Below are 26,934 nucleotides of genomic sequence, written 5' to 3'. Positions count from 1 at the left end.
TCCTCGTATTGACATATCGGTAAATCTCGATATCATTCGCTCCATGGAATTACTCGAAATATTCAAAGCCCTCTCTAACCCTACACGCCTTGAAATCTTGAAAGGCTTGAAGGACCCCGTAAAGAACTTCCCTCCGCAGGATGAAGGTGACGTTCTCACGGTGGGGGTCTGCGTCAGTAGCATTCAAGAGGGTATCGGGCTGTCGCAGTCAACGGTGTCTGGCTATCTTGCCACTCTGCAACGAGTGGGCTTGGTCGAGGTCAGGCGCATAGGTCAGTGGACCTACTACAAGCGCAATGAAGCAACCATCAGTGCGCTTGCCGAGATCATTGGGAAAGATCTGTAATTTTTTTACTGTATGATATCGATATATCTCGATATCCCTTTTTGTCGATACGAGGATTTACAATGAAAGCGATGATACTTAAATCATTTGGCGGCCCCGAATCGTTCGAACTCCGCGACGTGCCCAATCCAGTGCCGGGTGCGGGACAAGTCCTGGTGCGGGTATACGCAACCTCCATCAACCCGTTGGATTACCAGGTTCGACGTGGCGACTATGCCGACCTGGTGCCACTGCCGGCCATTACCGGACACGACGTGTCGGGCGTTGTCGAAGCAGTTGGACCGGGTGTGACGACCTTCGCTCCAGGAGACGAAGTCTGGTACACCCCGCAAATTTTCGACGGGCCAGGCAGTTATGCCGAGTACCACGTTGCGGACGAAAGCATCATCGGGAAGAAGCCGTCATCGCTGAGCCATCTTGAGGCGGCAAGTCTGACCCTGGTTGGCGGGACGGTGTGGGAAGCGCTGACCGTGCGTGCAGCGCTCAGAGTGGGGGAAAGCATTCTGATCCACGGCGGCGCAGGAGGCGTAGGTCATGTAGCGATCCAGGTGGCCAAAGCCATTGGAGCGCGGGTCTTCACGACTGTGCGCGAAGCAAACTTTGAGTTCGCACGCAGCATGGGTGCCGATGTGCTCATCGACTACGAAAAGGAAGATTACGTCGAAGCCATTCTGCGGGAAACCGGCGGCCACGGCGTGGATGTGGTGTTCGACACCATCGGCGGCAACACACTGACGCGTAGCCCCGACGTGCTCGCCCAACTGGGCCGGGTGGTCTCTATTGTGGACATTGCCCAACCGCAAAACCTCGTTCAGGCCTGGGGCAAGAACGCGAGTTATCACTTCGTTTTCACCCGACAAAACCGCGGCAAGCTTGATGAGCTGAGCGCATTGGTAGCGCGAGGTCAGCTGCGCCCGCACGTTGGCGCGGTCTATTCGCTGGCCGACCTTGGACTCGCCCATGCCCGGCTGGAGAGTCCCAACAACGGCCTTCAAGGAAAAATCGTGATTGCAGTCGAGCCATCGCTCATCCCGTAAGTGCGTACTTTTAACTGATTAAGTCATTTTCGAGGAAACGCCATGATTTATGAGATCGCTCTGCTCCCCGTTCACAAAGAACGCATTGAAGCATTCAGACGTGCATTTGCCGAGGTCGCTCCTTTGCTGTCCCGCGCAAAGGGTTACGGCGGCCACTTGCTCTCGCAAGGGATTGAAACCCCCCAGCAATTCAACCTGATCGTGCGCTGGGCTTCACTTGAGGATCACACGCCGGGCTTCGAAGAGAGTGAAGACCATCGGGTGTTCATGCTGGGCCTGGAGGAATATTTTTCGGAAGAACCGAGGGTCTACCATATTGAGGGCGGCAGCTTTTAATATTGGAGAACATGATGATTCGAACAGCACCGTGAGCATGGGTAATGCTAGAGCCTCGAGAGGTTTGTGGCTTTAAAGCAATTGGCCGTTGTCGGAAACAGACGTTCATGACCGGCAACTATCGGCCAAATAGCGGCCCTTCGGACTTGCCCCGAAAGCCCGGCTGCTGACCGGTCAATGCAGATTACGAAAACATGCATGTCAGTCGGAGTATCGGCTTTAATGTCGATGCAGATTCACCTGCACACGGCGCTGGATTTCTATAATTTGCGAGATGTGATGCACGCTATCGGTGGGGTTCAGGTTCTGAACCCCTATCTAAATCAAGGAAGACAACCCCATTGAAACCAGCTCTCGGCGCCCTGCTTTTAACCTGTCTGACGACCAGCGCTCTCGCTGACGTCAACTCTGTCGGCTTCCAATCCTCCACCCTGCTGGACCCACACAATGAGCGTCCGCTGGAGATGGTCGTCTGGTATCCCAGTACAACGACCGTCACCCCACAGTTGATCGGCGACGATGTGGTGTTTGTCGGTGCTTCTGCGGTTCGCAACGCGCCACCCTCTGCTGGCGAGCACCCATTGGTGGTGCTCTCCCATGGATTCAGAGGCAATTGGAACAATCAGAACTGGTTGGCGAGTGCATTGGCCCATAAGGGTTACATTGTCGCAGCGGTCAACCACCCCGGCACCACGACCCATGATCGCAGCCCGCAAGCGGCGGCGCAGTTATGGCAGCGGCCCATTGACCTTCATCGGGCCATTGAGGCGGTCACCACTCAACCTGAAAAATTTGGCGTGGTCGCAAAGCGTCAAATTGCTGTAGTGGGCCATTCCCTCGGCGGCTGGACTGCAATGGAGATCGCCGGTGCTCGTTTCGACCCGGCCCTGTTTGCCCGTGACTGTAAACTCCATCCGCAGTTATCCAGTTGTACCAATTATCAAAAGATCAACCCTGAGAGTACTCCGGCATTAAAGGCTGGTCTGGCCGGCGATTTACGCGATCAACGCGTCACCGCTGTTGTTTCTTTGGACCTGGGACTCTCGCGCGGGATGACCGATGAGAGCCTTGCGGCACTGCCGGTGCCGGTGCTAGTTATCGCTGCCGGCGCACCGTCGGTGGAACTGCCTGCTCAGTTGGAGTCCGCCAACCTGGCCACACGCCTGCCCCAAGCGTCCAGCCGCTATGTCGAGATCAGTGACGCCAGCCATTTCAGCTTCTTGCAGATTTGCAAACCAGGTGCAGTGGCATTGCTCGAAGAGGACACTCCTGGCGATGGCATCATTTGCGGGGATGGCGACAATGCTCGCCCGCGCGAGGTAATCCAACAGCAGGTTACGTCACTGATCAGCGAGTTTTTGACGCAGTCCGCGAACAACAAAGTGGACCTCTAGGATTGCTGGCACTCGGCAACTCAGCAGACCTGAAATTTGCGTAGGAGCGCAATTTTCGTGTCGAATCCAGCCACCTATTACGATCAAAACGTTTTTACACAGCCTCGGCCGGTCATGGTTTCATTGGGAACTTCGTTAGCTGATGTCATGACTGAACCCATCTCAATCATCTTGGCTAGCGCCCCCATGCACCCATTTCAGGTCGCCCCCCGAGAGGTAACCTTCCACATTTTCTATGGAAAGGGCTTCGAGCAGCACCTGCTCCAGGATGGCAAAAAAACATTTAATGTGAGCCTGTTTCAATGCCTGAGGCCGGGTCACCAGAAAGACTTCCAGATCTGGAAGCTGGAGATCCGGGAACAACTCGATCAGGTCCTTCGCCAGAATACGGGGCAGTACTGCCACACCCATTCCTCGCCTCACCGATTCGAGCTGAACCGCGAACGAGTTCACGCTGATCTGCGCGCGTTCCAGACCCGCGGCCTTTGCCGCACGCATTTGCGGCAGCATGTCCAGCGGAGGAAGCAAGGCAATATTAACCGCAGTGGCCGGAGTCACCCCTGGATACCGTTTCAGATAACCTGCATCGGCGAAGACACCGTAAGCGAGCCTGCCTATTGGTCGATAAATCAGCGACGGTTCGCCTAGATGAGCTGTGCGTACAGCAATGTCTGCCACGCCGCGGACAATCTTGTGAAAGTCGGCTGTTGCCATCAACTCCACCGAGCAACGCGGGTGAAGAGAGGTGAAGCGACTCGCAGCCTCCAGCACGCAAGACGAAAATCCCTCTCCTGCACTGACCAGGACACTGCCAAATAGCTCTGTGTGTAGCCCGGACATGCCAGCAACGGTTTGACGCCTCAAGCCCGCCTCCGCCGCCAGGGCAACTTCCACGAGGGATTGACCGCGCGAGGTCAACCAGCATCCTTCAACGCCACGCTCGACGAGTAGCTCGCCCAGGGCGCTCTCAAGTTGGGTCAACCGGCGGGACACAGTAGACGCCGCAATACCCAGCATCTGGCCAGCTTGAAGAAAGCTGCCACGCCGCGAGACTGCCAACAACAGACGAAGATCGTCCCAATTTGCTTGCAACGCCATGCTTCATATCCTCCCTGATCTGCATATGTGCAAATCCATTATGCAGTAGTCGCTGTTTTTCGGCAGAGGCCTCAAAGGTATATCTACAAGCCCTCGAAGACGAATGGAATGGACTGTATGACTACTGGCCCCAACGACTATGCGGAACGCGCCGCCAGTGCCTTCAATCGCCGTGATGTGGAGGCGATGCTTGCGCTGGTTTGCGAAGACTTCATCTACCTCGATAGCATGGGGATACAAACCGGTCGCGAAGCCATGCGCAAACGAGAGATCGCATTGCTCGAAGCGCTCCCCGATGCCCAAGTGATTTTCAGCCCATTCGCCGTCGGTAACGATCGTTTGGCGCTGACTGCCTTCCTGACCGGCACATTCGCCGCACCCTTGGTGCTGCCAGGCCGGGTGATTCCACCTCATGGACGCCATATTACCGCGCACTACGCCGCACACTTCACCTTCAGAGACGGGCTGGCCATCCGTGAAGAGGCCTTCTTCGACAGTGCGGTGCTGATGCCGTTAGCCTATCCAGCTGAGGGTTGAGCCATGCACAGCGCATTCGTTACTGGCGCAACCGGCTTGTTGGGCAACAACCTGGTGCGTGCATTGGTCGCTCGTGGCTACGCGGTCAAAGCCCTGGTCCGCTCAAGAGCCAAAGGTGAACAGCAATTCAACAATTTGCCGGGTGTGGAACTGGTAGTTGGGGACATGGCCGATGTCGACGCATTCGCAGCGTCGCTGCAAGGCTGCGATACGGTGTTTCACACCGCGGCGTTCTTTCGCGACAACTACAAGGGCGGCAGCCACTGGAAGGAACTCGAAAAGATTAATGTGTCTGGTACGCTGCGCCTGCTAAACCAGGCCTACCGCGCCGGTATACGACGGTTCATCCATACGTCTTCCATTGCCGTGCTCGACGGCGCACCTGGCACGTCCATCGATGAGACATGTCTGCGGGCCGACGCCGATGCGGATGACTACTACCGTAGCAAGATTCTCGCCGACCGTGTCGTCTTGTCGTTCCTGGAGGCCCATCCCGAGATGCATGCCTGCATGGTCCTGCCTGGCTGGATGTGGGGCCCAGCCGACATGGGCCCCACCTCCTCGGGACAGTTGGTTAACGATGTCGTGCTCGGCAAACTGCCCGGACTAATCCCCGGTAGTTTCTCCGTTGTCGATGCCCGCGATGTGGCATTGGCGCAGATTGCCGCAGCCAAACATGGGCGCCGAGGTGAGCGCTATCTCGCGGCGGGCCGGCCTATGACAATGCGTGAGCTGGTGCCTATGCTTGGACGTATAGCGGGCGTCAAGACACCCGTTCGACAACTACCGCTCCCCTTTCTATACACATTGGCGGCTGTGCAGGAGATGTATGCGCGTATTACCAGCAAGCCCATTCTGCTGAGCATGGCCACGTTGCGCCTGTTGGTACGAGAGAAGGACCGCACCTGTTTCAACCACAGCAAGAGTGAACAAGAGCTTGGCCTGAGTTTCCGGCCACTGGAGCTGACAATCACCGACACGGTGGCGTGGTACCGCGATCACGATTGGTTTGAGAGTCAAACCTTAAGTTCCCGGAACCGCACTCCTTCCACAATGACCGCACACCTGAACAAGGACGTAAACATACAGTGAGTAGGGAAATAATCCTGATGCGTCACGGCCAGCCAAAACTGGTCGCAACCGACAAAATGTCAGCGCTCGATATGAAAGACTGGATCGAGCAATACAACCGGTCCGAAATTACCAACCAACCCGTCCCGGATGCCAGCATGCAGCTCGCCGCAACCGCCAAGGTGATTGTCTCAAGCAGCTCGCCTCGTGCGCTGACCTCCGTCCAGGCTCTTGGCCGGAAGCCCGCCCTCGTCGACGCGCTGTTCTGTGAAGCGCAACTGCCTTATGGTCACTGGAAACTGCCACGGCTTTCGCCGTTTACCTGGGCATTTATCCTTCGAGTCTTATGGTTGTGCGGCTATTCACGCAGCGTCGAATCCGCCGGCACTGCGAGGATGCGCGCCAGCACGGCAGCTCGACGACTTCAGTCCCTTGCCAACGAAGGACCGGTTTTGCTGCTCGGTCATGGCTTTATGAATCGAATGATCGCCAAACAACTGGTGGCCGATGGATGGGTTCGCCAAAAACGTAACGGCAGCCAGTATTGGAGTGCGACGGTGTATCAATATAGCGGTGTTTAAAAGTGCCATCTGGCGCGGAGATTAAACGAAGGGAAGCGCTTTATCCAAGGTGAACATCGAGGCCAAAGTACTTTACTTCCCGAGAGCCTCGATGACTATGTCAGCGATACCAATCCGGTGCGCGTAGTCGACGTCTTCGTCGATGAACTCGACCTGGTCAAACTGGGTTTTGAGGGCGTTATTCCAGCCGACACTGGCCGACCTGCTTACCACCCCGCGATTCTGCTGAAGATCTACATCTACGGCTATCTCAACCGCATTCAGTCGAGTCGACGGCTGGAGCGAGAAGCCCAGCGCAATGTCGAGTTGATGTGGCTGACCGGTCGCTTGATGCCCGATTTCAAAACCATTGCCAACTTCCGAAGAGACAACAGCAAGGCCATTCGAGGTGTCTGCCGCCAGTTCATTGTGCTGTGTCAGCAGTTGGGACTGTTCGGAGAGAATCTGGTCGCCATCGACGGCAGCAAGTTCAAGGCGGTCAACAACCGCGACCGCAATTTCACCAGCGCCAAACTGAAGCGGCGAATGGAAGAAATTGAATCGAGCATCAGCCGTTACCTGACCGCGCTCGATGCTGCCGATCGACAAGAACCCACATCCTCGGAGCCCAAGGCCGTGCGGCTGGAAGAGAAAATCGCCAAGCTGAAGACGCAAATGAAGGAGCTTCAAGCGATCGAAATCCAGCTCAACGAATCGCCGGACAAACAGGTTTCACTGACCGATCCAGACGCCCGCGCCATGATGACGCGCGGCACTGGAATCGTCGGCTACAACGTGCAGACAGCGGTCGATACTCAGCACCATTTGATCGTTGTGCATGAGGTGACTAACGTCGGTTCCGACCGCGATCAACTCAGCTCGATGGCCAAGCAGGCCCGCGAGGCGATGGCGTCAGATACGTTGTCGGTAGTGGCTGACCGAGGTTACTTCAAAAGCGAACAAATCCTGGCTTGTCACGATGCAGGCATCACCGCCTATGTGCCCAAGCCGATGACCTCTGGAGCCAAGGTTGACGGGCGTTTCAATAACGATGCCTTCATCTATGACGCGGCAAAAAACGAATACATTTGCCCAGCTGGAGAGGCGCTGATCTGGCACTACTCCTACGTTGAAAAAGGCCTGAAGTTGCATCGTTACTGGAGTTCGAAATGCCAGGGCTGCGCGTTGAAATTGCAGTGCACACCGAGCACGGAACGACGAGTTCGGCGATGGGAACATGAAGCCGTACTGGAGCAAATGCAGAATCGGCTGAGCAACGCGCCGGAGATGATGCGAATCCGAAAACGGACTGTTGAGCATCCCTTCGGGACGCTCAAGCAATGGATGGGTGCGACGCACTTTCTGACCCGAAAGCTTAACGGGGTAAGCGCCGAGATGAGCTTGAATGTGCTTGCCTACAACCTGAAACGGGTCATAAAAATCATCGGCACCACTGGCTTGATGAAAGCGTTAACGGCGTAAAAAACCGGTCTTTTTTGCCCCATCCAAAGGGCTTTAAGAGGTTGCTGAGCGGTTTTAACTGTTCCTGGAAACGTCACAGACTTGATCAGTTTTCGAAACGTAAGCACGGTCTCCTGGCGTCGATATAGAAAACCCAATCTGGCGTTTTTACACACTCTGGGCCATAACCGGCCGCTCGAAAGACGCCTGAGAACATCAAGTCGGAGCTTCGGATGATGTGTTTCTGCTTTGATCATGAGCCAATACAAAACCTCGCGCTGTCAGCCTGGCAGTTAGGAACCTCAATGCTCGACGGAAGACCGGATGACAGTCGGCATACGGCAAATTATCGAGCGGAGCCCAAAAAAAGCTGAAGGTATGGCCGTAGTCATCGAGGGTGAGATGAGTCCATTGCTCCGGCAAGGAAGCCTGCGGGAAACACAGCTGGAATGACCATATCTGATCGAGATGCCGGGCGTCCCAACAGCCCATATCGCTGACAACCCAAGCGGAGGCTATGCCGGATTCTTCGCTTAATTCACGCAGAGCGCTCTGAGCTGGGGTTTCACCTTTCTCGATTGTCCCTTTGACCAGTTGTACGCCTGCAATTGGATGGCGGAACAGCAGGATATGTGTGCCGGGAATGCTGGAAAGAATGACGGGGCAAGCCTTGTTCGGTGACATGGCAATTTCCTTATCGGCAATGAAACACACGTCACGGCCTTATCCTCAATGTTCAGCTTGAATAAAGCGCTTCACGGGCAATCCTTGCGATGAAATCGCTCAGAAATCAAAGCAAGGGTTCTCGACAGTGTTTTGTTCACGATTTCAGCCAAAAATATATGCTGCACTTGATCTATTCCGGATCGTGACAACAGACGCAAAGCTTGTTTCCTTCAGGGTCTCGAAAGTACGCCCCGTAAAAATTCGGATGGTATTCGGGTCGCAGGCCTGGAATGCCTTCGCATGTTCCATCCAACACCAACGCCAAAGCATGGGCGTTGCGTACGATCTGTCGATTAGGTGCCAGCAGAGCAATCATTTGTCCATTTCCTAGCGTCGCAGATTCGCCATCGAACGGTTTGCCCACCACGAAAAGAGGGCGTGCAGTGTCGGGGTGTTTCCAGCCAGCCCATGGGCGTTCAAGGTCTGTGAACTTGAGATCAAGTCCGAGTATCTGCATGACCCCGTTATAAAACACAAGTGCTCTATTGAAGTCATTCACTCCGATGAATACATGTGAAATCATTTTTGTCCTAAAAAGAGGAAGCCTTCTCGCACCATACCAAGAATTTTCAGGCTGTTTTCAACTCCTACCCTGAAAAATACTCCGTCGACCTTGGAAGCTGTTTTTACACAAACTGGAGCGATTGCTGCCTGTTGTGAATGCTGCTATCGACCCAGGCTGGGTGAGAACACAAGCAGCATTTTGAAGTCCTCGCCTTTACGTAAAATCTGCCAGCGTTCGGTCAGTCGGCGAACTTGGAGTTTGCTCAGAAACGCGATGTCCAGCCCGATTATAATCGCCGCCGCTAATCGAAAACGTTTTTCGATAGGTACCCTGTACCTATTCCCGAAGCTGCTTGCGTTACATCCGGCCATCGAGAATGGGTCCCAGGCCTAGTTTCTGAAACGAGCCTGAAACCCTCTCTCTAAAAACAAGCCGCTCTCCATAAAATGATACGTGTGCCGACTACATCGGAGGACGTTGCAATTTGACCCACTCCTGTACGGTTGGTCGCTGCCATTGGCGCTCCGCGTACTCCACGAGCGCGGGTGGTACGGAGTCACCATTGAGTATCAGCCGGTTGAGCATCAAGGCCAGATCCACATCGGCGATCGACCATTGACCGAACAGGTACTCGGGGCTGTCGGCCAGTAGCGTTTGTGCGGCACTGAACAGCTTTCGCGCTGCCGACTCGGCAGTTGGCGACAAGGGGGCTGATTTGAGGCCATAAAACACAACCAATGTGGATCGCTCCTGCCGAATGGGCAGCAGGTCACTTCGCACCCATGCCTGGACTTGTCGTGCCTTTGCATGCTGCATCAGGTCTTGTGGGTAAACCGGCGCCTGGGGGAAAACGTCTTCCAGGTACTCAGTGATCGCCGACGATTCAGATAAGGCAAAGTCGCCGTGCACGAGTGTGGGCACCCGCTGGGTCTGCGAGAGGCTGGCATAGTCCTCTGACTGGTTTTCGGATGCTTCGAGGTCTAGCGGGATCATTTCAAATTCGATGCCCTTCTCGCGGAGTACCACGAAAGCCGACATGGCATAGGGGCTGGAAAATTGAGAGTCAACGTACAAGCGCAGGCGGGAACTACTCACAGGGTCATCTCCTTATGCAGAAGGAGACACGCTACGAAATCCACAGCGATAAATAAAATTCATGATTTTCATGGGTGTATTCCTGACCGGAATACCCTGTTGACGACCGTCCTTCGTTTGACTTTCTTTAGATTGGAGAAATGCATCTGTGCTTTTCTCTTATGGAATCGGCAGCTCGCTGTTGGCCGATGACAGCCTGTCATGAAGGGCTGCAATCGACCGAATATCGCAGTCATCCCCCAAAACCAAACCTGTATCTGAAGAGCAACACTGCGAGAACACCCGACAGTCTATTCTTCAAGACTTGACTCCACATGATCAGGGCGCTGATGCATGAACTCTCTTTGGATCGCACTGGCCATTTTCGGGTGCCTGGTTGCCGCCTCGCTTCTCATGATGCATTGGTACCCTAAGCTGGCGTCCCACCACAGGGATGACGACACCAACACCGTCATTCGCCTGGTAGCCAACATTTTTGTGGTGATGACGTCGCTGGTCTTTGGTCTGATGATTAATTCTGCCAAGAATACCTTCGAGTCCATTGATACAAACTTCCATGGGTATGCAACCAGCCTGATTATTTTTGACCGTACGCTACGAGGCTATGGAGATGCGACACAAGAGACGCGCCACCGCCTGATCACCTATCTGGAGCGCGCTATCGAGACCCCGTATCGAGGTGACGAGGCATTGCAGCATCGCAACAGCGAAGCGGCTCGATACTTGGATGACATAGGCAAGTCTTTGACCGGTATAAAGCCTCCGGATCGCTTCCATGAAACGATGCTTCAGGATATCCGGCAGCAATACCATTCGCTCATCGAGCAACGTTGGAGGATCGTCGAGCAGTCAGAGGGAGCGATTCCGGGCCCTTTGATTGGGATGCTGGTTGCTTGGTTAACGCTCATTTTCGCCAGTTTTGGATACCGCGCTCCTCGCAACTCGATGGTGATTGGAATGTTCATCATCTCATCCTTGCTCATCGCGGCTTCTGTTTACCTTGTATTGGACATGGATGTGCCATTTCACGGCCCTATCCAGATATCCGACGAGCCCCTGCGCAGGGCGCTCGCCGTTATGCAGCTCTAGGCGGTTCGTTGGGCACTTGCCTTCTGAATGGCTGCTTTCGGAGCGGACGAAATCGAAAGTCCGTTTCTGGCGTTTTCTGCCCGTCGCGAGAGGCAGGTAGCGGCCGAGAGTGTGTAAAAACGAAGCCATCAAAATCGGAAGCGAATAAATCAACAATGCTGCCGCAGGTAACTAGTAGTACCCAAGCGTTTGCAACGTTCTGGCAAGATTCAGGACAGGTTGTAATTTTTCATCAAGCAACGTCCACCACTCGTGCTCAACCCACTCACCAGTTTCTATCTGGTGCATGGGGGGCATCCAATCTTTATGTCGATAGAAAACATCCGGGATGGCTCGCGCTAGGGCTGATAGTTGATTTTGGGTAAAGCCCTCTTTTTGAAGCTCAACGGCCTTCGCCAGCGCCAGACGATAATCTTCAACGTAAGTCATCGCTGGAGTGGAATTAGCGACCCGTATCAGTTCGGGCAGTGCTGACTCTAGTTTCTTAAGCTGACTCAATCTGTCCGCGTTCGTGTAACGGTATTCAGCCATTGTGATTCCCTACTACCTGTTGGGTAGCCGCACCAAGATGCTCTCTTGAACCTGCGCGACCACCTATAATTTCCTTGGAAATCATCGCAAGGATCGCCTATGAAGCGCTTTATCCAGGTGAACATCGAGGCCAAAGTACGTTACTTCCCGAGAGCCTCGATGACTATGTCAGCGATACCAATCCGGTGCGCGTAGTCGACGTCTTCGTCGATGAACTCGACCTGGTCAAACTGGGTTTTGAGGGCGTTATTCCAGCCGACACTGGCCGACCTGCTTACCACCCCGCGATTCTGCTGAAGATCTACATCTACGGCTACCTAGCCAAAGCAGACGGGCGCTCCAATAACGATGGCTTCATCTATGACACGGTGAAAAACGAATACATTTGTCCGGCTGGAGAAGAGCTCATTTGGCGCTATACCAACGTTGAAAAAGGCCTGACGTTGCACCGTTACTGGAGTTCGTGAAGATGCCGTTAGCGATCATTGGCGCGGGCTCTTAATCGCCGTGCTGCTGGCAGAGGAATTCGCGTATCGCTTCGGCGGTTCGCCTGGCGCTGGTCACCACGAAAAAATGCCCCTCGCCCTGCAGGACGTGCAGTTTCGCACGGCGAATGGTGCGGTGCAGAATGTGCGCGTTGTACAGCCGCACCAGGGTGTCGCGTTCGCCAGTGAGAATCAGCGTGCGCTGGCGCAGACGAAACAGCCGCAGCAGGCTGGTCCAGCCGACCAAGGCGGTGAGCTGGTGGTAATAGGTCCGCGGGTTGACCGTGAGCATCCCGTTTACTACACCGAAGCGCAGCAGCGTCTGTATCGAATTGCGCGAGCCTTCTTGCTTGGGCAGTTTGGCGGTTTTGCTCCTGCCAAAGAAATCCAGGATGTCGGCGGGCTTCACCAGTATCGCCGGGCCGGCCGAGGTCGCCGCGAGGATCAGCCGGCGCACCATGCGCGGGTAGCGCAGGGCGAATTCTTGCGCCAATGCACCGCCCCAACTCACGCCGAACACATCGATCTGGTCGATTCCCAATTGCTTGAGCATCTCGGCGATCAGGTCGGCATGGTGCGGCAGACGCATCGGCCATCGAGGCATTTGCGATTTGCCGACCCCGGGCACATCCAACGTAATGGTCCTGTAGTCCACCAGTTCATCACGCAGGGGATCGAAGGTATGGATCAAACCACCCAGGCCGTTGAGCAAGAGCAGCGGTGAGCCCTGCCCGCGGATGGAAACGTTCAACTGCAAGCCTTTAACGGTTAACTTCTGCGTGGTCATGGTTTCCCCTTGGCCAACCCGACACTTCTGGCCGATAGCCGAAAGCCCCCTCAAACCCGCCCGATCACCGGCGCATGCTCGGCCATCAATTCCATGACCCAGTCGATAAATACCCGCACCTTGGCGCTGACATGACGATTCGGCGGGAATGCCAGATACATCGGCATTGGCGCCATGTGCCAGTCCTCAAACAGCGGCAGCAGCTCGCCGCTGACCAGGTGCGGTTTGGCCATGTAGTGCGGTAGCCAAAGCATGCCCAGACCAGCCAGGCCGGCGGCGAGGTACGCATTGCCGTCGTCGACCGTCAGTTGCGGGCGGCCCTGAGCCTCGATGCGTTCCTCATCCCGCTGCATGGCGTAAGGCAGGGTTTTGCCTGTACGAAACCAGAGGAAACCGACGGTGCTGTGCCTGCTCTCCTCCAGCTCACGGGGGTGCGCCGGCGTACCGCAGCGCTGCAGATAGCCGGGCGCGGCATAAATGCCGAGTTTCAAATCGCCCACATGTCTTGCCACCAGGGACTGATCGGTGATCTCGCCGCCACGCACCACGCAGTCGACGTTTTCGCCAATGATGTCGACCATGCGATCGCTCACACCCAAGGTCAGCTGGATTTCCGGGTAGCGTGCAAAGAACCCCGGCAAGGCGGGTACCAGCAGCATTCGCGCCAGCGGACTGGGCACATCCACCCGCAGTCGCCCGCGCGGGGTCATCGACGCGCTGGACAAGCTGGTCTCGGCGTCGTCCATATCGACCAGTAGCCGGATGACGCGATCGTAGTAGGCCGCGCCATCGGCGGTGACGTTGACCTTGCGTGTGGTGCGGTTGAGCAGGCGCACGCGCAGTCTCGCTTCCAGTTGCTGAACGAGCTGCGTCACGGTGGTCTTGCTCATGTGCAGGGTGGCTGCCGCCTTGGTGAAGCTGCCGGTTTCCACCACTCGGGCAAAGGCCTGCATTGCATCGAAACGGTCCATTTCACGCCTCACTCGGGTCTGGATAGTTTGGATTCTACAAACAGTCATGACCAGAGTTGCTTGTTTATTCAGGTTGGTCGTCTTTTTACAGTGGCTCCATCATCAACAGCGGGCCGCGATGGCCCCGAAGGAAGTCTGCAATGACCAGCAAACGTGATGTCGTTTTCCCGCCTGACCGCCATGCTCTGTACGAGCTCCACCGCTACTCGCCGGCGATTCGCTCCAACGGTTTTCTGTTCGTATCCGGTCAGGTCGGCAGCCGCAAGGATGGCTCGGCCGAACCGGACCTCGCGGCACAGGTTCGCCTGGCCTTCGCCAACCTCAACGCAATCCTGGCCGAAGCCGGCAGTCGTTTCGAGGATGTGGTCGACACGACCATCTTCATGGTCGACCCCGACTCGACATTCGAAACCATTTGGGAAGTAGCGGCCGAGTCCTGGGGCGAAGCGCCCTATCCGACGGCGACCGCTATCGGCGTGACCTGGTTGTCCGGCTTCGACTTCGAGATCAAGGTGATCGCCAAACTACCGCAGTAGAGCCGGCCAAACCCCTCCTCCGACCGCCAAAGGAAACCATTTTGTTTTTCCTGGAGCGACCCTCCACTCCCGGTCGGTTTCTGCCTGATGTCACCGTCTGCTTCTGGCCGTTTTCTGCTTGTCTCGACCGGTTGAATCCACAGCCAAAAGCAGACATTCAAACTAGGGCCGCCAACGCCAATAAGGTGATAGTGGCGAACCTCGATTCATCTATTTAGCTCATTGCATCAACCTTTTTTATCGCATGTCTTTCCAATCAAACCGATTTGCAGAGCGCGGCGTCGATCATGTGACGCACGCCTCGCAGCACCTCGGCCGACACCTCCGGCCTAGCCTTCGCCGTGGCGCGCGCAACCGAAAGGGCGCCGACCATGGCCGCAACGATGCCCATGGCGGTGGCCAGTGCGTCGACGTCAGGGTTGTTAGCGGCGACCCTGCGCTCGAACGCCCGCACCAGCACCATGTAACCCTCGGTGAACTTCGCGCTGATCGCAACATCCTGACGACCGATTTCGCTGGCGGACGCGGCCATTGCGCAGTGCTCGGCGTAGTTGTCTAGGCTGTCCACCGCCAGATAGTCGGACAGGAAACGCTCCAGGTCCGGCTCGCCATCGACTGTGCCCGTATAAAGCTTGGCATTGCCCTGCTCCAGGCTCCACGCCAGTGCCTCGGCGGCGAGCGCTTCCTTGGAGGGGAAGTGCGCATACAGCGCGCCGTGGGTCAGGCCGGCCGACTTGCTGATTTCAGCGACGCCCACACCATCGATCCCTTTCTCGCGAAACAGACGGCTGGCGGTCTCCACCAGCGCGGCGCGATTGGCTTCTGATTTTTCTTTCGAGATTTTCATGATGGGGCTCCTCTGCGCTCATCCTTGCACACTATGATTGCGATCACAATTAACCACAACCACTGCTTTACCATGCTTTATTACGTACAGAATATTTATGTTGACTTTAATAAATGCGACCACCATTATTAATTCAATGATTGCGATCGCAATCTTACAGGGCGATAACCGCTCATCCAACCGGAGTACATCTCATGAAAATAAAAAATTCCGTAGCCTTCGTTACCGGCGCCAACCGTGGTCTGGGCCTCGCGTTCGCAAAAGAGCTCGTGGCCCGCGGTGCGAGCAAGGTCTACGCCGGAGTGCGCAACCCTGAAGGTGTCAACATTCCGGGGGTGATCGCCATTCGCCTTGACGTCAGCGACCCGGCATCAGTAGCCGCGGCGGTGGCCCAGGCAGGTGATGTGACGTTGCTGGTGAACAATGCCGGCATTGCCCGCCTTCTGCCATCGATGCTCGATCCTGGCCTGGTGGAAGCCGCTCGTGAAATCTTCGAAACCAACTATTACGGCGTCATGCACGTCAGCCTGGCCTTCGCCCCTGTACTTAAAGCCAACGGCGGCGGCGCGATCGTCAACGTATTGTCGGATGCGGCTTGGGTTGCCGCGCCGTTCCTGTCCGCCTACGCGGCATCGAAAGCGGCTGCATGGAGCTTCACCAACTCGCTGCGCATTGAACTCCAAGGCCAGGGCACCAGCGTGCAAGGCCTGCACGTCGGCTTTATCGACACCGACCTGACCCACGGTTTTGACGTACCGAAAGTCCAGCCATCCGACGTCGTGATCCAGTCGCTGGACGGCGTGGAAGCCGGCGTGAAAGAAGTGCTCGCAGACACAGGCACACGCGCCATAAAGGCCAGCCTGTCGACTGAGCAAGCGGCTTACCTGAATCCCGAAACCGTCGCGTAAGGAGCCCACCATGCACCTCTTCCAGCGACTGGCCCTCGGGGCTGTCTTAGCCATCTCGGTCAGCGGCGCCATCGCCGCGCCGGCGGCCACCCATAACAGCGCACCCAATCAATTCGTTGAAGCTGACGGTGTGCGGTATGCCTATCGCCAGTTCGGCGCGCAGACGGGCGTGCCTGTCATCTTGCTCCAGCACTTTCGCGGCAACATGGATTACTGGGACCCGGCTGTGACTGATGGCCTGGCGCAGCAACGGCCCGTCTACCTGTTCGACAATGCCGGCGTGGGCCTCAGCAGCGGTGAAACACCCGATTCGTTCGAAGCCATGGCTGATCACGTCGCTGCCTTTGCTCGCGCCCGCGGGTTGACGCAGGTCGACGTGCTTGGCTTCTCAATCGGCGGCATGGTGGCGCAGGAAGTAGCGTTGCGTCATCCGCAACTGGTGCGCCGGCTGATCCTGGCGGGAACGTCGCCGCGTGGCGGGGTCTCGGGACATGATCCCCGGGTTCCGGGGATTGCGTTGCGCGAATCGATCGCCACGCAGGAAGAGACCGCTTATCTGTTCTTCGATCCGGCACCCGCAAGCCAGCAGGCCGCACGGGAATTCTGGGAAAGGCGTCACCAGCGCACGGAAGGCCTCGACAAGCTCAGTTCGATGAAGGTCATCGCGGCCCAAGGCGCGGCGCTGGGCAAATGGAGCGCTCCCGGTGACGGCACTTTTTCGCAATTGAGCCAGATTACCCAGCCGACTTTGGTGGTTAACGGCAGCAAGGACGTGATGGTGCCCACCGAGAACTCCTACACGCTGCAACAGCATATTCCGAACGCCAAGTTGCTGATCTATCCAAGTTCGGGGCACGGCGCATTGTTCCAGTACGCCAACGATTTCGTGCAGCAAACCAATGCCTTCCTGGACTAGGCCGAATCCCATCGCTTTCGAAAACCCTTTGAGCGACACGCCGTCGCCGTAAGGAAATCCAATGTAGTCCCTGTTTTATCGCCCCAATCCCCTGGAGTACGACCATGTCAGCACTATCGTTTGCGGCGTTTCGTCGCTGCCTGTTAGCTGTTTCAGTAACCGCTGGTGCCTTGGCACTGGTCGCCCTCGTCTCGCCCTCTTACGCCCGGGCCGCTACAACGCCCGAGGCCGCCGCCATCGTCGAGAAGGACAGCGCCATTCGTCCTTTCAAGGTCAACATTCCTGAGGACGCGGTGGCCGATCTGCGCAAACGCGTCCTGGCGACCCGTTGGCCCGACCGCGAAACGGTCAGCGACCAATCCCAGGGCGTGCAGCTTGAGAAACTGCAGGCACTCGTCGGTTACTGGGGGACGCAATACGACTGGCGCAAAGTTGAAGCCCAACTCAATGCCTTGCCGATGTTCGTAACCAACATTGACGGCCTCGACATCCAGTTCATCCACGTCAAATCGAAACATCCCAACGCCCTGCCGCTGCTGCTCACCCATGGCTGGCCCGGTTCGATTCTGGAGCTGACCAAGGCCATCGGCCCGCTGACCGACCCGACGGCCTACGGCGGTCGTGCCGAAGATGCCTTTGACGTGATCATTCCGTCGATGCCCGGCTACGGTTTCTCGCAGAGACCCATCGACGGCGGCTGGGGGCCTGACCGTATCGGCATGGCGTGGGATGTGTTGGTCAAGCGTCTGGGCTACCAGCGTTACGTGTCGCAAGGTGGCGACTGGGGCTCGGTGATCGCCGACGCCATGGGACGCCAGGCACCGCCCGGCTTGCTGGGGATTCACGTGAACATGCCCGCCACCGTGCCTGCCGATGTCGCCAAGGCCATCAACGACGGCACCCCGCCGCCCGCCGGTCTGTCGGCCAAGGAGACCGCAGCCTATGAGTCGCTGAAAACCTTCTTCGGCAAAAATGCGGCTTACGGCGCCATGATGAGCACCCGGCCACAAACCGTCGGCTACGGTTTGTCGGATTCACCCGCCGGCCTGGCCGCGTGGATGTTCGATAAATTCAACCAGTGGACCTACAGTGGCGGCGATGCGGAAAAATCCCTGACCAAAGACGAAATACTCGATGGCATTTCGCTCTATTGGCTGACCAACAGCGCCGTCTCCTCCGCTCGCCTGTACTGGGAAAACAACACCAACAACTTCAATGCCGTGGAACAGAAGACCCGGGATATCAAGATCCCTGTCGCGGTGACCGTGTTCCCTGGCGAAATCTATCAGGCGCCGAAATCCTGGACCGAGCGCGCCTATCCCAACCTGATCTATTTCAACGAAGTGGATAAGGGCGGCCATTTCGCGGCCTGGGAACAGCCTGAATTGTTCGCCAAAGAACTGCGCGCAGCCTTCCGCACCTTGCGGTAAGCATTGCGTTGCGTTGCATTGGTCTGCCCGTTGAACTACCGGGTAGGCCATACACCGATGTCCATCTGGCTGCTGACGCTGACCGGCTGCTTTGGGTCGGTTGCCGTCCTTCGCGGCAGGGAAAAAACGGCCACTAGCAGCCAATCACATCATGCGCTTTCGCCTACTAGCCAGTAGTCGCGTAGTCTAGAACCCGCGGGTCGAAATCTTCTGTGGTTAACGCATGATCGGTGTGTTCGGCTCAGGTTTCGGTTTCGCTCAAATCAATACTCAGAGCGGGGCATGTTGGGTCGGTGCAGCAGACTGGGCAATGGCTATCCCGCGATAAAAGCGTTTACCGATTGTTAGGATGTCTTCCCAGATCGACACGCCGATTTCTGTTTGCATCAACCGGGCCGGAAAGCTGCTGAAATCTCTAACCTTAATTGCATACGGGGCAGTCCATGCATTGCCGTTTGCAGGGACGGGAATCGTCCAGTCTCGCCCATGAAATGACAGCACGGCACCATCAAACCGAATTGAAATCTGGTCGTCCGGGTCGTCCTTGCTGACGTGCCCGGCCAGCGTTTTTAACAACAGGCGCATCCATGAGCGTTCTACCCAGCAATGTGGACGGGCTGCATGCGCAGCCTGCCGGCGTACCCAAGGGAGCGTCGATTGATGCTGCAACCCCAGAATCACCAGCTCTTGTTTAAAGCTGGCAACAAGCCTTTCATTGCGAGGAAGCTGGCGTTCAAGCGCCCAGGCAATCCAAGCCGCACACTGTTCGACGGAGTCAACCTGCAGTGGCATTTCGAATTCGATTTGTGCGACGGATCGTGATGTGGCGACCAGTCCGGAAAGGTGCCAAGCCTCGCGCATCTGCAGGTTCATCATGCGGGCTGCTGTCAGCTTAAAGCTGCCAAAGTCATATGACAGGCCAGTTTCTTGCTCGGAGTACACCTTCGGCTCACACCTGAAGCCCAGCGCCTGCAAGGCTGCTTGCGTTGAAACCGGATTGACATCCCGTGCGCTCATCCTTTCGCCCTCAGTTATGTCGGGGCGACGTTGCCCCAAGGGTATCCATGAACCTGCCCCCTGGCGGCGGACGCCAAGAAGTCAGAGGTTAAGGCGTTCGCTTCAAACCCTTTGCGTAGTAGTTTGGTGAACGATAGCCCAACGCTCCAGGATCGTGATGGCAGCCATTGCGCGCAAGGATTACGAGCAACGTCGCGAGCGTCAGGCCCAAGGTATCGAGAAGGCCAAAGCTGCCGGTAAGTATCAGGGCCGGCCGATTGATGAAGATCTACACAAGCGCGTTACGGAACTGCTCGGTGCAGGCCTTGGCATCCGCGCAACAGCCAGGCACGCCAACTGCTTACACAGAATTTAGTTGTGTTGCGTCGACCGGTTGAATCCACAGCCATTAGCAGTCATTCGTAGCAGGGGGAAATTCAACTGAGGGAGCTAGGTGGTTTCGATCAACGTGTTACGGGACTGAACCAATAGATCATCGAGATGACTGTCGCGATCCATATAATACAAAGACATAAGTGTAGAGCGACAAAGGGGTTGTCTTTCATGGGTAGATTGTAATGCTCGAGTGGACGATCAATCAGGGTCTCAAACAAAGGGCCCTCACCTTCGCGATGAGCTTTGCCCATTAAGCTTTCCGAGGCAGCCCTTGCTCCGCAACCACAGGCGGACACTGGCAAACGCTTATGGAAATTTAGTCTCCGAAGCTAAAGCTCCAGTTTTTCGGTTTCCGCCAGTTGGCGCTAATGAGAAGTTAATGGTTGAGCAACGGTAACGTCACCACGAACTCACTTCCCTTCCCATTACCCTCGCTCGTACCAGTGACCTTGCCGCCGTGTGCTTCCACCAGCTCCCGAACTACGGTCAACCCAATGCCCAAGCCGGCCCCGTTGAAACCTATGGCGTGTTCGTCCTGAACATAAGGGTCAAAAATAAAAGGCAGTGCTTTGGCCGAAACTCCAATTCCATTGTCGGAAATACTTATCTTCAAAACGTCGGCCTCTACCGTTACAGACAGCTTGATACTACCGTCGGCCGGAGTGTACTTGGCCGCATTCGCCAGTAGATTGTGGAGAATTTGAGCCAAGCGTCCTGGGTCACCACTCACCATCAAGATACCATCAGGAAGATGGGCGTCGAAATGCTGCTTTTGCGCGGTCATCACAGGGCCACACGCATCAACAGCGTCACTCAGAATTTGCAGCATGTCGACATCGCGGCGATCAATTCGCAACTTACCCGTGCTGGCGCGGGAGACGTCAAGCAGATCGTCGACCAGTTGTGAAATATGCTGTACTTGGCTCTCGATCAACTCACGCATCCGCGGTAGCTGATCGCTAGGTAGTCGAACCATACGTTCTGCAATCATGCTGATGGGTGTTAATGGATTTCGCAGCTCATGGGCCACCATCGCAAGTACGCTTTTCTGCTGACTCAATGCACGCTCGGCTGCAGCCTGAAGGTCTTGAGCGCTGAGCGCAGCTATGACCAGCTGCGCGTTGGCCTCGCGCAGCTCCTGGTACAAACGCTGCTCCTCCAAGCGAGGGGGGGCTGCAGCATCTGATTGTGCTAGCAGAATCGCCAGCACCAACTGCTGATTTGCCTCGATCACTTGCTCGACCTGCTGGGTATCCACCAGCCGGCTACTGGCGTCGTTCAATTGTTTTTGCAGTGCTGCTAATACGGCGCGTGCTTCAACAGTTTTTTGGCCAAGCAGGAAGAGTTCGTGAGCCGCATTGGCCATCTCACGCTCATTCTTGCCACCGGCGTTACTCATGAGTCGAGCTCAAACATTTTTATCTCCTGTGCGTACCGCTCCAAAATTCTGTTTTGTCGGTCGACCACCGAGCAGCCCCTCCTGATCTGGCAGCATTTCGCCGATCTGCAAACCGTTGTTGTCGATGTGGTACTGGCGCAATTCATCGGAATGGGCGCTGGCCCGCACCTTGACCACCGCCATGATGCGCAGCAAACGGCTCTGCACTTCAATGTAGCGCTGAACGATGATTGCGTCGGTAAGAAATGCTGTGCCGTAAGGGCTGAAGCGCAAGTCGGTGTAGCGGTCTTCCAGCTCTGAGGTCATCAATACGCTGACCCCGGCGCTCGTCAAGGCAGTGACCATGCGCGACAGCGACTCGCGAAAATCTTCGCGGAAGGTCGGTGCCAGCGCCAGTTCGAAGCCCGACAACGAATCGATCACCACGCGGGTGGCTTTCAGCCGGCTGATCTCGCTGAGCAGCAAATGCACGATTTCATCGATGGACAGGTCCGGGGCGCGGCTGTCCACCAGGCCGACCTGTCCGCTCTGGATCAGGCCCGAAAGGGTGGCGTTCTGCGAGTGGTTGGGCCGTTGTTCGAACACCGCGATCACGCCGGTTTCGCCATTGCGCGCGCCTTCGGCCAGGAAGGTCGCTGCCAGAATACTTTTGCCCGAGCCCGACGGCCCGGCCACCAGCAAGGAATAGCCACGGGGCAGGCCGCCACCCAGCATCTCGTCGAGCTGTGACACGCCCATTTTCAGGCGCTTGATGGGGAACTCCAGCGGTGCTTCAACCGGGTTGAGGGTGGCGGGTGCAAAGACCTTGATCCCGGATGTGGCGATGCGGAAGGTGTGCAGCCCGGGCAGCGTCGGCTGGCCGCGCATCTTCATGATTTCCATCTTGCGCACCATGGAATTGCGCTGAACGCTCTGACGCAGCCAGATCAGGCCATCGGCCACGGTGAAAATCGGATTGGTGTCGGTTTCGGTGAAGTACTCACCGATCAGGAAGGTCGTGGCCTGCCAGGTAGTCATCAACATGCCCAGTTGCTGAACGAACTGCGGCAGGTTGTTGTTCGGGTTGTCCTGGGTCTGGCTGGCTAGCACCACGGAGCGGAATGAATCGACAAACACCAGCGACGGAGAGTGAGCCTCCACCTCGCTGACGATGCGCCGCAGCACCTCGTCCAGATTCCCGGCCAGGGTGTCGTCCGCCAGGTTGACGTAGCGAATCGACTGGTTGATCGCTTCGCTGTCGAAAAAGTCGAATTGCTGCTGGTAACGCAGCATCTTCAGCGGCGGCTCGCCGAGCACCGTGAAAAACAGCGCCGGGCGTTCGGGTGTCGCCAGGGCGAACATCATCTGATGCGCCAGGGTGGTTTTGCCACAGCCAGGCGGGCCTGCAATCAGGTTGAACGAAAACTCCGGCAATCCTCCGCCCAGCACCTCGTCCAGTCCTGGCACGCCGGTGGCCAGACGGTTGATAGTCACTTTGGTGCTCATGGCGAATTTTCCTGCGAAGGGGTGTCGCTCAAAGAAGGTTCCCACATGCCACGAAGCAAACGCGCGGTGAGCGAGGGCCCGATCAGCGTGGTCAGTAGCTCATAAAACGTAGTCAGCAACACTTCACCGAAAAACAGCGCATCGACTTCGCTTTGCTCAACGATTACGGACTTGAGGGCAGTCAGATCCATGCCGGGCTGCACCCTGTCATAGGTGCGGGCCAGACGCGGATGAGTGGAGGCGCACAGGTGGAGGCTACGGCGAAAAAGCGCGTCAACCCCTTGCTGGCCGATGATGGGCGTGAGGGCTACGTCCATATCCCGCAAGATGGAAATGATCGCCTGGGCGATCCTTGCAATGTCAGCGTTGGGGCCAACACGGTGCGCCAGAGAAGCTACGATCTGGCGGCTCTCTTCGCTTAGCGTGGACATGGCTGACTGATATCTGATGGACAGAGTTTGATGGTACACCCTATAGCTAGCTATCGAGCCCCAATCGGACGCAGCATTACAATTGCTGTCATTTACGTTGGCGGAACAAGTTTTTTTGCAAAACAGTTTGATCGACCGGTTGAATCCACAGTCGTTTTCTGCCTCTCGCGACGGACTGAAATCGGCCAGAAGCAGTCATCGCTGGTTTATCAGCGAATAGGCGATATCTCCTCACCCCCCTTTTCATGAGACAGGCTTATTTTGAATCCCAGACCTGCCTGCGCACTGCTTTAGCAAGCAGCCAATAGAAGACGATGAGCAAGGGAATGGGTAGAGCCAGCAGTAGCAATGCGCGAGTGACGTCCGATAGGTCGCCGGTATTGAGGTTGGCCAGTGGAATGATGATCATCAGACACGCCCCCAGGTTGCACATGCAGATGGCCATGACCCGGAAAAAAATTCGCCAAGACTTGGAGGGGTGGTCGATGTTCCGGGTAGATGGCGGGATAACGCCAGGGTGGGGTAGCACGATGCAAGTGCCAATGAGTCCGGCAATTGACTGAAAGGCAAAGACGAAAAGTGGGGTCATGACGGTGCTGGCGGCACGCTTGCTGGCTTCCAAAGGGTGATATCGCGGTCTTTATGATCTGATAAACCCTCGGCAGCTCAAGTCCTGCGACAGGTGGAATGCCCTGAGATTACCGAGCTGCCGCCGCGATCCGGGTCGCGGCGAACGCGCTCGTGCCGAGCCAGCGCCACAGGTTGTGCGCATCCTGCGCGGCGCCGTCTACTCGCAGCTCCCGCGATAAAAGCACTTCTTTCGGTGTGCGGTCGCCCGTCCACACCTCGGTCAACGCTCGCACGCTGGCGTCGACGATAAGCGTCAGTTCGCGTCCCGGGTCGTCGCGACACAGGTCGGCCACGCCCTGTTCAACCACCAGCCACCACGCTTGCTCGCCGGGCCGTGCGTCGCGGAACTTGAAATGGATGACCACCGGCCGGGACGGGAACTCATCGACGCGCGCGAACCGGCGCACGTCCCACATCAGCAAACCCGCGTCGAGTTCGTCATCGCGAAGGCGGCTACCGATCCAGCGTGCGCCCCAGTGGCCGAGCGCCATGATGATGGGGCGCAATTCCTCGCCCGCCTCGGTCAGGCCGTACTCCCAGACTTTGCCGACGGCCGTGCGATTCACGACACCGATCTCTTCCAGATGGCGCAGCCGCTGAGCCAGCAGGTTGGTGGACATCCGTGGGACGCCGCGATGCAGTTCATTGAACCGTTTACTGCCGCACAGCAGCTCGCGCACCACCAACGGTGTCCAGCGTTCGCACAGTGCTTCGGCACCGCGCGCAACCGTGCAGAACTGACCGTAGCTGTCTTCCATCGCCTGGGCTCCGCTACTGCAACGCTTCAGATTTTGAACTAGCCCCGCCCCTTCGCCACGCGCACGCTGAATCTCCAAAGCAACCGCCAAAGGAGAACACCATGACCCAGGTAGCCATTATTCAACGCCCGCCCGTGCTGCTTGATCGCAACGCCACCCTCGCCCGGGCCGTGCAATCGGTCGGCGAGGCGGCAGCGGCGGGAGCGACGCTGATCGTTTTGCCCGAATCATTCATTCCAGGCTATCCATCGTGGATCTGGCGGCTGGCAGCGGGAAAGGACGGGGCTGTCATGGGCCAGCTACACACGCGGTTGCTGGCCAACGCCGTCGATATCGCGAACGGTGACCTGAACCCATTGTGCGAGGCAGCCAGGGTTCACGCCGTGACGATCGTGTGCGGCCTCAATGAACGCGACCGACGCAATGGCGGCGGCACGCTCTATAACAGCGTAGTCGTCATCGGCGCGAGCGGTGAGGTGCTCAACCGACACCGCAAGCTCATGCCAACGAATCCCGAGCGGATGGTGCATGGCTTCGGTGATGCTTCCGGGTTGCGGACGGTCGATACACCGGTCGGCCGCGTGGGTGCGCTGATCTGCTGGGAAAACTACATGCCGCTGGCCCGTTACTCACTGTATGCCCAAGGGGTGGAAATCTACGTCGCCCCCACCTACGACACTGGCGATGGCTGGATCAGCACGATGCGTCACATTGCCCTTGAAGGCCGCTGTTGGGTGCTCGGCAGTGGCACCGCGCTGCGCGGCAGCGACATCCCCGACGACTTCCCGGCGCGTATGCAACTGTTCCCCGACCCGGAAGAATGGATCAACGACGGCGACTCGGTGGTGGTCAATCCTCAAGGACGGGTCGTGGCCGGCCCGCTACACCGAGAGGCAGGCATTCTGTATGCAGACATCGACGTCGCACTCGTAGCGCCAGCGCGGCGAGCGCTCGACGTTACCGGGCATTACGCGCGCCCGGACATTTTCCAACTGCAGGTCCGGCGCACGCCGGCGACAGCCGTGCGCCACATCGATGGGTGAAGACAAGCAACGTTCAGGCGATCCCTGCCATGCCCGGTGATATCGCCTGACAACTGATCAAGGAGTCATGCCATGAGTATCGAACGCTCTTACAAGGGTCATTGTTTTTGCGGCGCAGTCGAGTTCACCGTCAGCGGCGAGCCTGCCGCGATGGGCTATTGCCATTGCGAGTCGTGTCGGCATTGGTCAGCAGGCCCGGTCAATGCCTTCACCCTGTGGAAACCCGAAGCGCTGCAAGTCACTCGGGGCGCTGACAACATCGGCACCTATAACAAGACACCGCGGAGCATGCGCAAGTGGTGCAAAACCTGCGGCGGGCACATCTTCACCGAACACCCGGAAATGGGACTTATCGACGTGTACGCCGCGGTCCTCCCGGAGCTCGCGTATTCGCCAGGCGTTCACGTCCACTATCAGGAGACCGTGCTGCGCATCAAGGATGGGTTGCCCAAGCTGAAGGATGTCCCCAACGAAATGGGGGGCTCGGGCATCAGCGTGGAAGAATAACGCTACGGGCAACACGGGCATACGGATCATGCCCATTGCCCGCGCCACTCCAGTATTAATCAAAAGCACCGTTGAGAACTTCGTAGATGAGTCCGGTCGCCAGCGCGACCAGTATCAAGTCGGTGCCCGCTTGCTGCCATTCATAGCCATCGTAATGAGGCAACCGGCCGATTAACCGACCGTCCAGTTTTTTGGCGATCCCCGGTGGGAGCGGCTTGCCTCGCGCGAGGTTCTTTTGAATGCCGGGTGGCAATGCAGGTCCTGGGCTCCAGTAGTCCCGATAACCGCCAACAATCCCGAGAACGCTGCCGCGATTGATGCTTGGGCCATTCCCCCAATCGCCGCCCCCGGCATTTTTGCCCTTGCCGCCCTGGTTGCCATGAGCCTGAGTGGTTTGTGGATTTCCCTTGCCGTTTCCCTGGCCCTGGCCATTACCAGGATCGGCCCATGCAGGCGCTGAACCGGAGACCAGCGCAAGGCATGTAATTGCAGCGATCAATGAGCGGGATCTGAGCATGATTCGTTCCTTCGCAGTGGCGGGACATCTCTGTGTAACTTAGTCGCAATTGACGATGTGGGTTCCGTGTTCTTCCATCGACACTCAAGCGCTACCCGGGATCCTC

General features: G+C 57.0%; 30 protein-coding genes and 2 pseudogenes. 17 read left to right on the top strand and 15 right to left on the bottom strand.

Annotation, left to right across the window (positions count from 1 at the left end):
- Positions 1 to 43: 43 nt before the first annotated feature.
- The 4 genes from ACA057_RS11270 (at position 44) to ACA057_RS11255 (ending at position 3,113) form a co-directional block, all read left to right on the top strand.
- Complete coding sequence (locus ACA057_RS11270) at positions 44 to 346, top strand: ArsR/SmtB family transcription factor (RefSeq protein ID WP_095195290.1); 303 nt, start codon at positions 44 to 46, stop codon at positions 344 to 346.
- Positions 347 to 408: 62 nt separating this feature from the next.
- The gene (locus tag ACA057_RS11265) at positions 409 to 1,383 is read left to right on the top strand and encodes a zinc-dependent alcohol dehydrogenase family protein (RefSeq protein WP_497348305.1); all 975 of its coding nucleotides are present in this window, start codon (positions 409 to 411) and stop codon (positions 1,381 to 1,383) included.
- A gap of 42 nt (positions 1,384 to 1,425) precedes the next feature.
- Positions 1,426 to 1,719, top strand: coding sequence for an antibiotic biosynthesis monooxygenase family protein (locus ACA057_RS11260; protein ID WP_497348303.1), 294 nt, complete (start codon positions 1,426 to 1,428; stop codon positions 1,717 to 1,719).
- A gap of 341 nt (positions 1,720 to 2,060) precedes the next feature.
- The gene (locus tag ACA057_RS11255) at positions 2,061 to 3,113 is read left to right on the top strand and encodes an alpha/beta hydrolase family protein (protein ID WP_497348301.1); all 1,053 of its coding nucleotides are present in this window, start codon (positions 2,061 to 2,063) and stop codon (positions 3,111 to 3,113) included.
- A 162-nt stretch (positions 3,114 to 3,275) separates the two neighbouring features.
- Here ACA057_RS11255 and ACA057_RS11250 read toward each other — a convergent pair whose 3' ends face one another.
- Complete coding sequence (locus ACA057_RS11250) at positions 3,276 to 4,211, bottom strand: LysR family transcriptional regulator (protein WP_497348299.1); 936 nt, start codon at positions 4,209 to 4,211, stop codon at positions 3,276 to 3,278.
- A 117-nt stretch (positions 4,212 to 4,328) separates the two neighbouring features.
- Between ACA057_RS11250 and ACA057_RS11245 the strand changes: the two genes are divergently transcribed.
- From ACA057_RS11245 to ACA057_RS11230, 4 genes are read left to right on the top strand one after another with little or no spacing between them, the layout of a single operon-like run.
- On the top strand, positions 4,329 to 4,748 hold the full coding sequence (locus ACA057_RS11245; protein WP_497348297.1) for an ester cyclase: 420 nt from the start codon (positions 4,329 to 4,331) through the stop codon (positions 4,746 to 4,748).
- 3 nt (positions 4,749 to 4,751) lie between these two features.
- Positions 4,752 to 5,840, top strand: coding sequence for an SDR family oxidoreductase (locus tag ACA057_RS11240; protein ID WP_497348295.1), 1,089 nt, complete (start codon positions 4,752 to 4,754; stop codon positions 5,838 to 5,840).
- Positions 5,841 to 5,857: 17 nt separating this feature from the next.
- Positions 5,858 to 6,400 (top strand): histidine phosphatase family protein, encoded by a 543-nt coding sequence (locus ACA057_RS11235; RefSeq protein ID WP_497348293.1) that lies wholly within the window; start codon positions 5,858 to 5,860, stop codon positions 6,398 to 6,400.
- Between the two features lie 9 nt (positions 6,401 to 6,409).
- A complete protein-coding gene (locus ACA057_RS11230) occupies positions 6,410 to 7,861 on the top strand; it encodes an IS1182 family transposase (RefSeq protein ID WP_497349867.1) in 1,452 nt (483 codons plus the stop codon).
- Positions 7,862 to 8,056: 195 nt separating this feature from the next.
- On the opposite strand, the gene ACA057_RS11225 is transcribed toward ACA057_RS11230, so the two are convergent.
- The 3 genes from ACA057_RS11225 to yfcF form a co-directional block, all read right to left on the bottom strand.
- Positions 8,057 to 8,524, bottom strand: a complete 468-nt coding sequence (locus ACA057_RS11225) for an NUDIX hydrolase (RefSeq protein WP_497348291.1) — start codon at positions 8,522 to 8,524, stop codon at positions 8,057 to 8,059.
- Between the two features lie 172 nt (positions 8,525 to 8,696).
- Positions 8,697 to 9,089 carry a VOC family protein gene (locus ACA057_RS11220; protein ID WP_497348289.1) on the bottom strand — a complete coding sequence of 131 codons (393 nt, stop codon included), beginning with the start codon at positions 9,087 to 9,089 and terminating at the stop codon, positions 8,697 to 8,699.
- Between the two features lie 444 nt (positions 9,090 to 9,533).
- On the bottom strand, positions 9,534 to 10,166 hold the full coding sequence (gene yfcF, locus ACA057_RS11215; RefSeq protein WP_497348287.1) for a glutathione transferase: 633 nt from the start codon (positions 10,164 to 10,166) through the stop codon (positions 9,534 to 9,536).
- Between the two features lie 333 nt (positions 10,167 to 10,499).
- Between yfcF and ACA057_RS11210 the strand changes: the two genes are divergently transcribed.
- Positions 10,500 to 11,255 carry a bestrophin-like domain gene (locus tag ACA057_RS11210; RefSeq protein WP_497348285.1) on the top strand — a complete coding sequence of 252 codons (756 nt, stop codon included), beginning with the start codon at positions 10,500 to 10,502 and terminating at the stop codon, positions 11,253 to 11,255.
- Positions 11,256 to 11,426: 171 nt separating this feature from the next.
- Here ACA057_RS11210 and ACA057_RS11205 read toward each other — a convergent pair whose 3' ends face one another.
- Positions 11,427 to 11,786: a hypothetical protein gene (locus ACA057_RS11205; protein ID WP_497348283.1), complete on the bottom strand. Its 360-nt coding sequence runs from the start codon at positions 11,784 to 11,786 to the stop codon at positions 11,427 to 11,429.
- Between the two features lie 99 nt (positions 11,787 to 11,885).
- On the opposite strand from ACA057_RS11205, the pseudogene ACA057_RS11200 reads away from it, so the two are divergent.
- Positions 11,886 to 12,106: pseudogene (locus tag ACA057_RS11200) on the top strand (transposase); the annotation flags it as partial.
- Positions 12,107 to 12,284: 178 nt separating this feature from the next.
- On the opposite strand, the gene ACA057_RS11195 reads toward ACA057_RS11200, so the two are convergent.
- Together ACA057_RS11195 and ACA057_RS11190 are read right to left on the bottom strand one after the other, a co-directional pair.
- Complete coding sequence (locus ACA057_RS11195; RefSeq protein ID WP_497348281.1) at positions 12,285 to 13,058, bottom strand: alpha/beta fold hydrolase; 774 nt, start codon at positions 13,056 to 13,058, stop codon at positions 12,285 to 12,287.
- A 50-nt stretch (positions 13,059 to 13,108) separates the two neighbouring features.
- Positions 13,109 to 14,029, bottom strand: a complete 921-nt coding sequence (locus tag ACA057_RS11190) for a LysR family transcriptional regulator (RefSeq protein ID WP_497348279.1) — start codon at positions 14,027 to 14,029, stop codon at positions 13,109 to 13,111.
- A 140-nt stretch (positions 14,030 to 14,169) separates the two neighbouring features.
- Between ACA057_RS11190 and ACA057_RS11185 the strand changes: the two genes are divergently transcribed.
- Positions 14,170 to 14,565: a RidA family protein gene (locus ACA057_RS11185; RefSeq protein WP_497348277.1), complete on the top strand. Its 396-nt coding sequence runs from the start codon at positions 14,170 to 14,172 to the stop codon at positions 14,563 to 14,565.
- Positions 14,566 to 14,821: 256 nt separating this feature from the next.
- Here ACA057_RS11185 and ACA057_RS11180 read toward each other — a convergent pair whose 3' ends face one another.
- Complete coding sequence (locus ACA057_RS11180) at positions 14,822 to 15,412, bottom strand: TetR/AcrR family transcriptional regulator (RefSeq protein ID WP_497348275.1); 591 nt, start codon at positions 15,410 to 15,412, stop codon at positions 14,822 to 14,824.
- Between the two features lie 194 nt (positions 15,413 to 15,606).
- Between ACA057_RS11180 and ACA057_RS11175 the strand changes: the two genes are divergently transcribed.
- From ACA057_RS11175 to ACA057_RS11165, 3 genes are all read left to right on the top strand, one after another.
- Complete coding sequence (locus ACA057_RS11175) at positions 15,607 to 16,320, top strand: SDR family oxidoreductase (RefSeq protein ID WP_083376160.1); 714 nt, start codon at positions 15,607 to 15,609, stop codon at positions 16,318 to 16,320.
- Between the two features lie 10 nt (positions 16,321 to 16,330).
- The gene (locus ACA057_RS11170) at positions 16,331 to 17,236 is read left to right on the top strand and encodes an alpha/beta fold hydrolase (RefSeq protein ID WP_497348272.1); all 906 of its coding nucleotides are present in this window, start codon (positions 16,331 to 16,333) and stop codon (positions 17,234 to 17,236) included.
- Between the two features lie 104 nt (positions 17,237 to 17,340).
- Positions 17,341 to 18,666: an epoxide hydrolase family protein gene (locus tag ACA057_RS11165; RefSeq protein ID WP_497348270.1), complete on the top strand. Its 1,326-nt coding sequence runs from the start codon at positions 17,341 to 17,343 to the stop codon at positions 18,664 to 18,666.
- A 270-nt stretch (positions 18,667 to 18,936) separates the two neighbouring features.
- Here ACA057_RS11165 and ACA057_RS11160 read toward each other — a convergent pair whose 3' ends face one another.
- Entirely contained in the window at positions 18,937 to 19,683 is a 747-nt protein-coding gene (locus tag ACA057_RS11160) for a hypothetical protein (protein ID WP_497348268.1), read from the bottom strand.
- Between the two features lie 154 nt (positions 19,684 to 19,837).
- Between ACA057_RS11160 and ACA057_RS11155 the strand changes: the two are divergent.
- Positions 19,838 to 20,038 (top strand): annotated as a pseudogene (locus ACA057_RS11155) (recombinase family protein); the annotation flags it as partial.
- Between the two features lie 396 nt (positions 20,039 to 20,434).
- Here ACA057_RS11155 and ACA057_RS11150 read toward each other — a convergent pair.
- From ACA057_RS11150 to ACA057_RS11130, 5 genes are all read right to left on the bottom strand, one after another.
- The gene (locus ACA057_RS11150) at positions 20,435 to 21,457 is read right to left on the bottom strand and encodes a sensor histidine kinase (protein WP_497348266.1); all 1,023 of its coding nucleotides are present in this window, start codon (positions 21,455 to 21,457) and stop codon (positions 20,435 to 20,437) included.
- 9 nt (positions 21,458 to 21,466) lie between these two features.
- Positions 21,467 to 22,942, bottom strand: a complete 1,476-nt coding sequence (locus tag ACA057_RS11145) for an ATPase domain-containing protein (protein WP_497348264.1) — start codon at positions 22,940 to 22,942, stop codon at positions 21,467 to 21,469.
- Entirely contained in the window at positions 22,939 to 23,373 is a 435-nt protein-coding gene (locus ACA057_RS11140) for a hypothetical protein (protein ID WP_497348262.1), read from the bottom strand. Before ACA057_RS11140 ends, ACA057_RS11145 begins: the two co-directional genes overlap by 4 nt.
- A gap of 256 nt (positions 23,374 to 23,629) precedes the next feature.
- Complete coding sequence (locus ACA057_RS11135) at positions 23,630 to 23,995, bottom strand: hypothetical protein (protein ID WP_497348260.1); 366 nt, start codon at positions 23,993 to 23,995, stop codon at positions 23,630 to 23,632.
- A 76-nt stretch (positions 23,996 to 24,071) separates the two neighbouring features.
- A complete protein-coding gene (locus ACA057_RS11130; protein WP_497348258.1) occupies positions 24,072 to 24,761 on the bottom strand; it encodes a winged helix-turn-helix transcriptional regulator in 690 nt (229 codons plus the stop codon).
- Positions 24,762 to 24,862: 101 nt separating this feature from the next.
- Between ACA057_RS11130 and ACA057_RS11125 the strand changes: the two genes are divergently transcribed.
- Together ACA057_RS11125 and ACA057_RS11120 are read left to right on the top strand one after the other, a co-directional pair.
- A complete protein-coding gene (locus ACA057_RS11125) occupies positions 24,863 to 25,804 on the top strand; it encodes a carbon-nitrogen hydrolase family protein (RefSeq protein ID WP_497348256.1) in 942 nt (313 codons plus the stop codon).
- 72 nt (positions 25,805 to 25,876) lie between these two features.
- Positions 25,877 to 26,311: a GFA family protein gene (locus ACA057_RS11120; protein ID WP_497348254.1), complete on the top strand. Its 435-nt coding sequence runs from the start codon at positions 25,877 to 25,879 to the stop codon at positions 26,309 to 26,311.
- 55 nt (positions 26,312 to 26,366) lie between these two features.
- Here ACA057_RS11120 and ACA057_RS11115 read toward each other — a convergent pair whose 3' ends face one another.
- Complete coding sequence (locus tag ACA057_RS11115; protein ID WP_497348252.1) at positions 26,367 to 26,828, bottom strand: anti-virulence regulator CigR family protein; 462 nt, start codon at positions 26,826 to 26,828, stop codon at positions 26,367 to 26,369.
- Between the last annotated feature and the right edge of the window lie 106 nt (positions 26,829 to 26,934).

The organism is Pseudomonas sp. LBUM1661 (assembly GCF_059695925.1).
The sequence above is the reverse complement of the archived record's forward strand: the minus strand, read 5'-3'. Positions and strand labels throughout refer to the sequence as shown.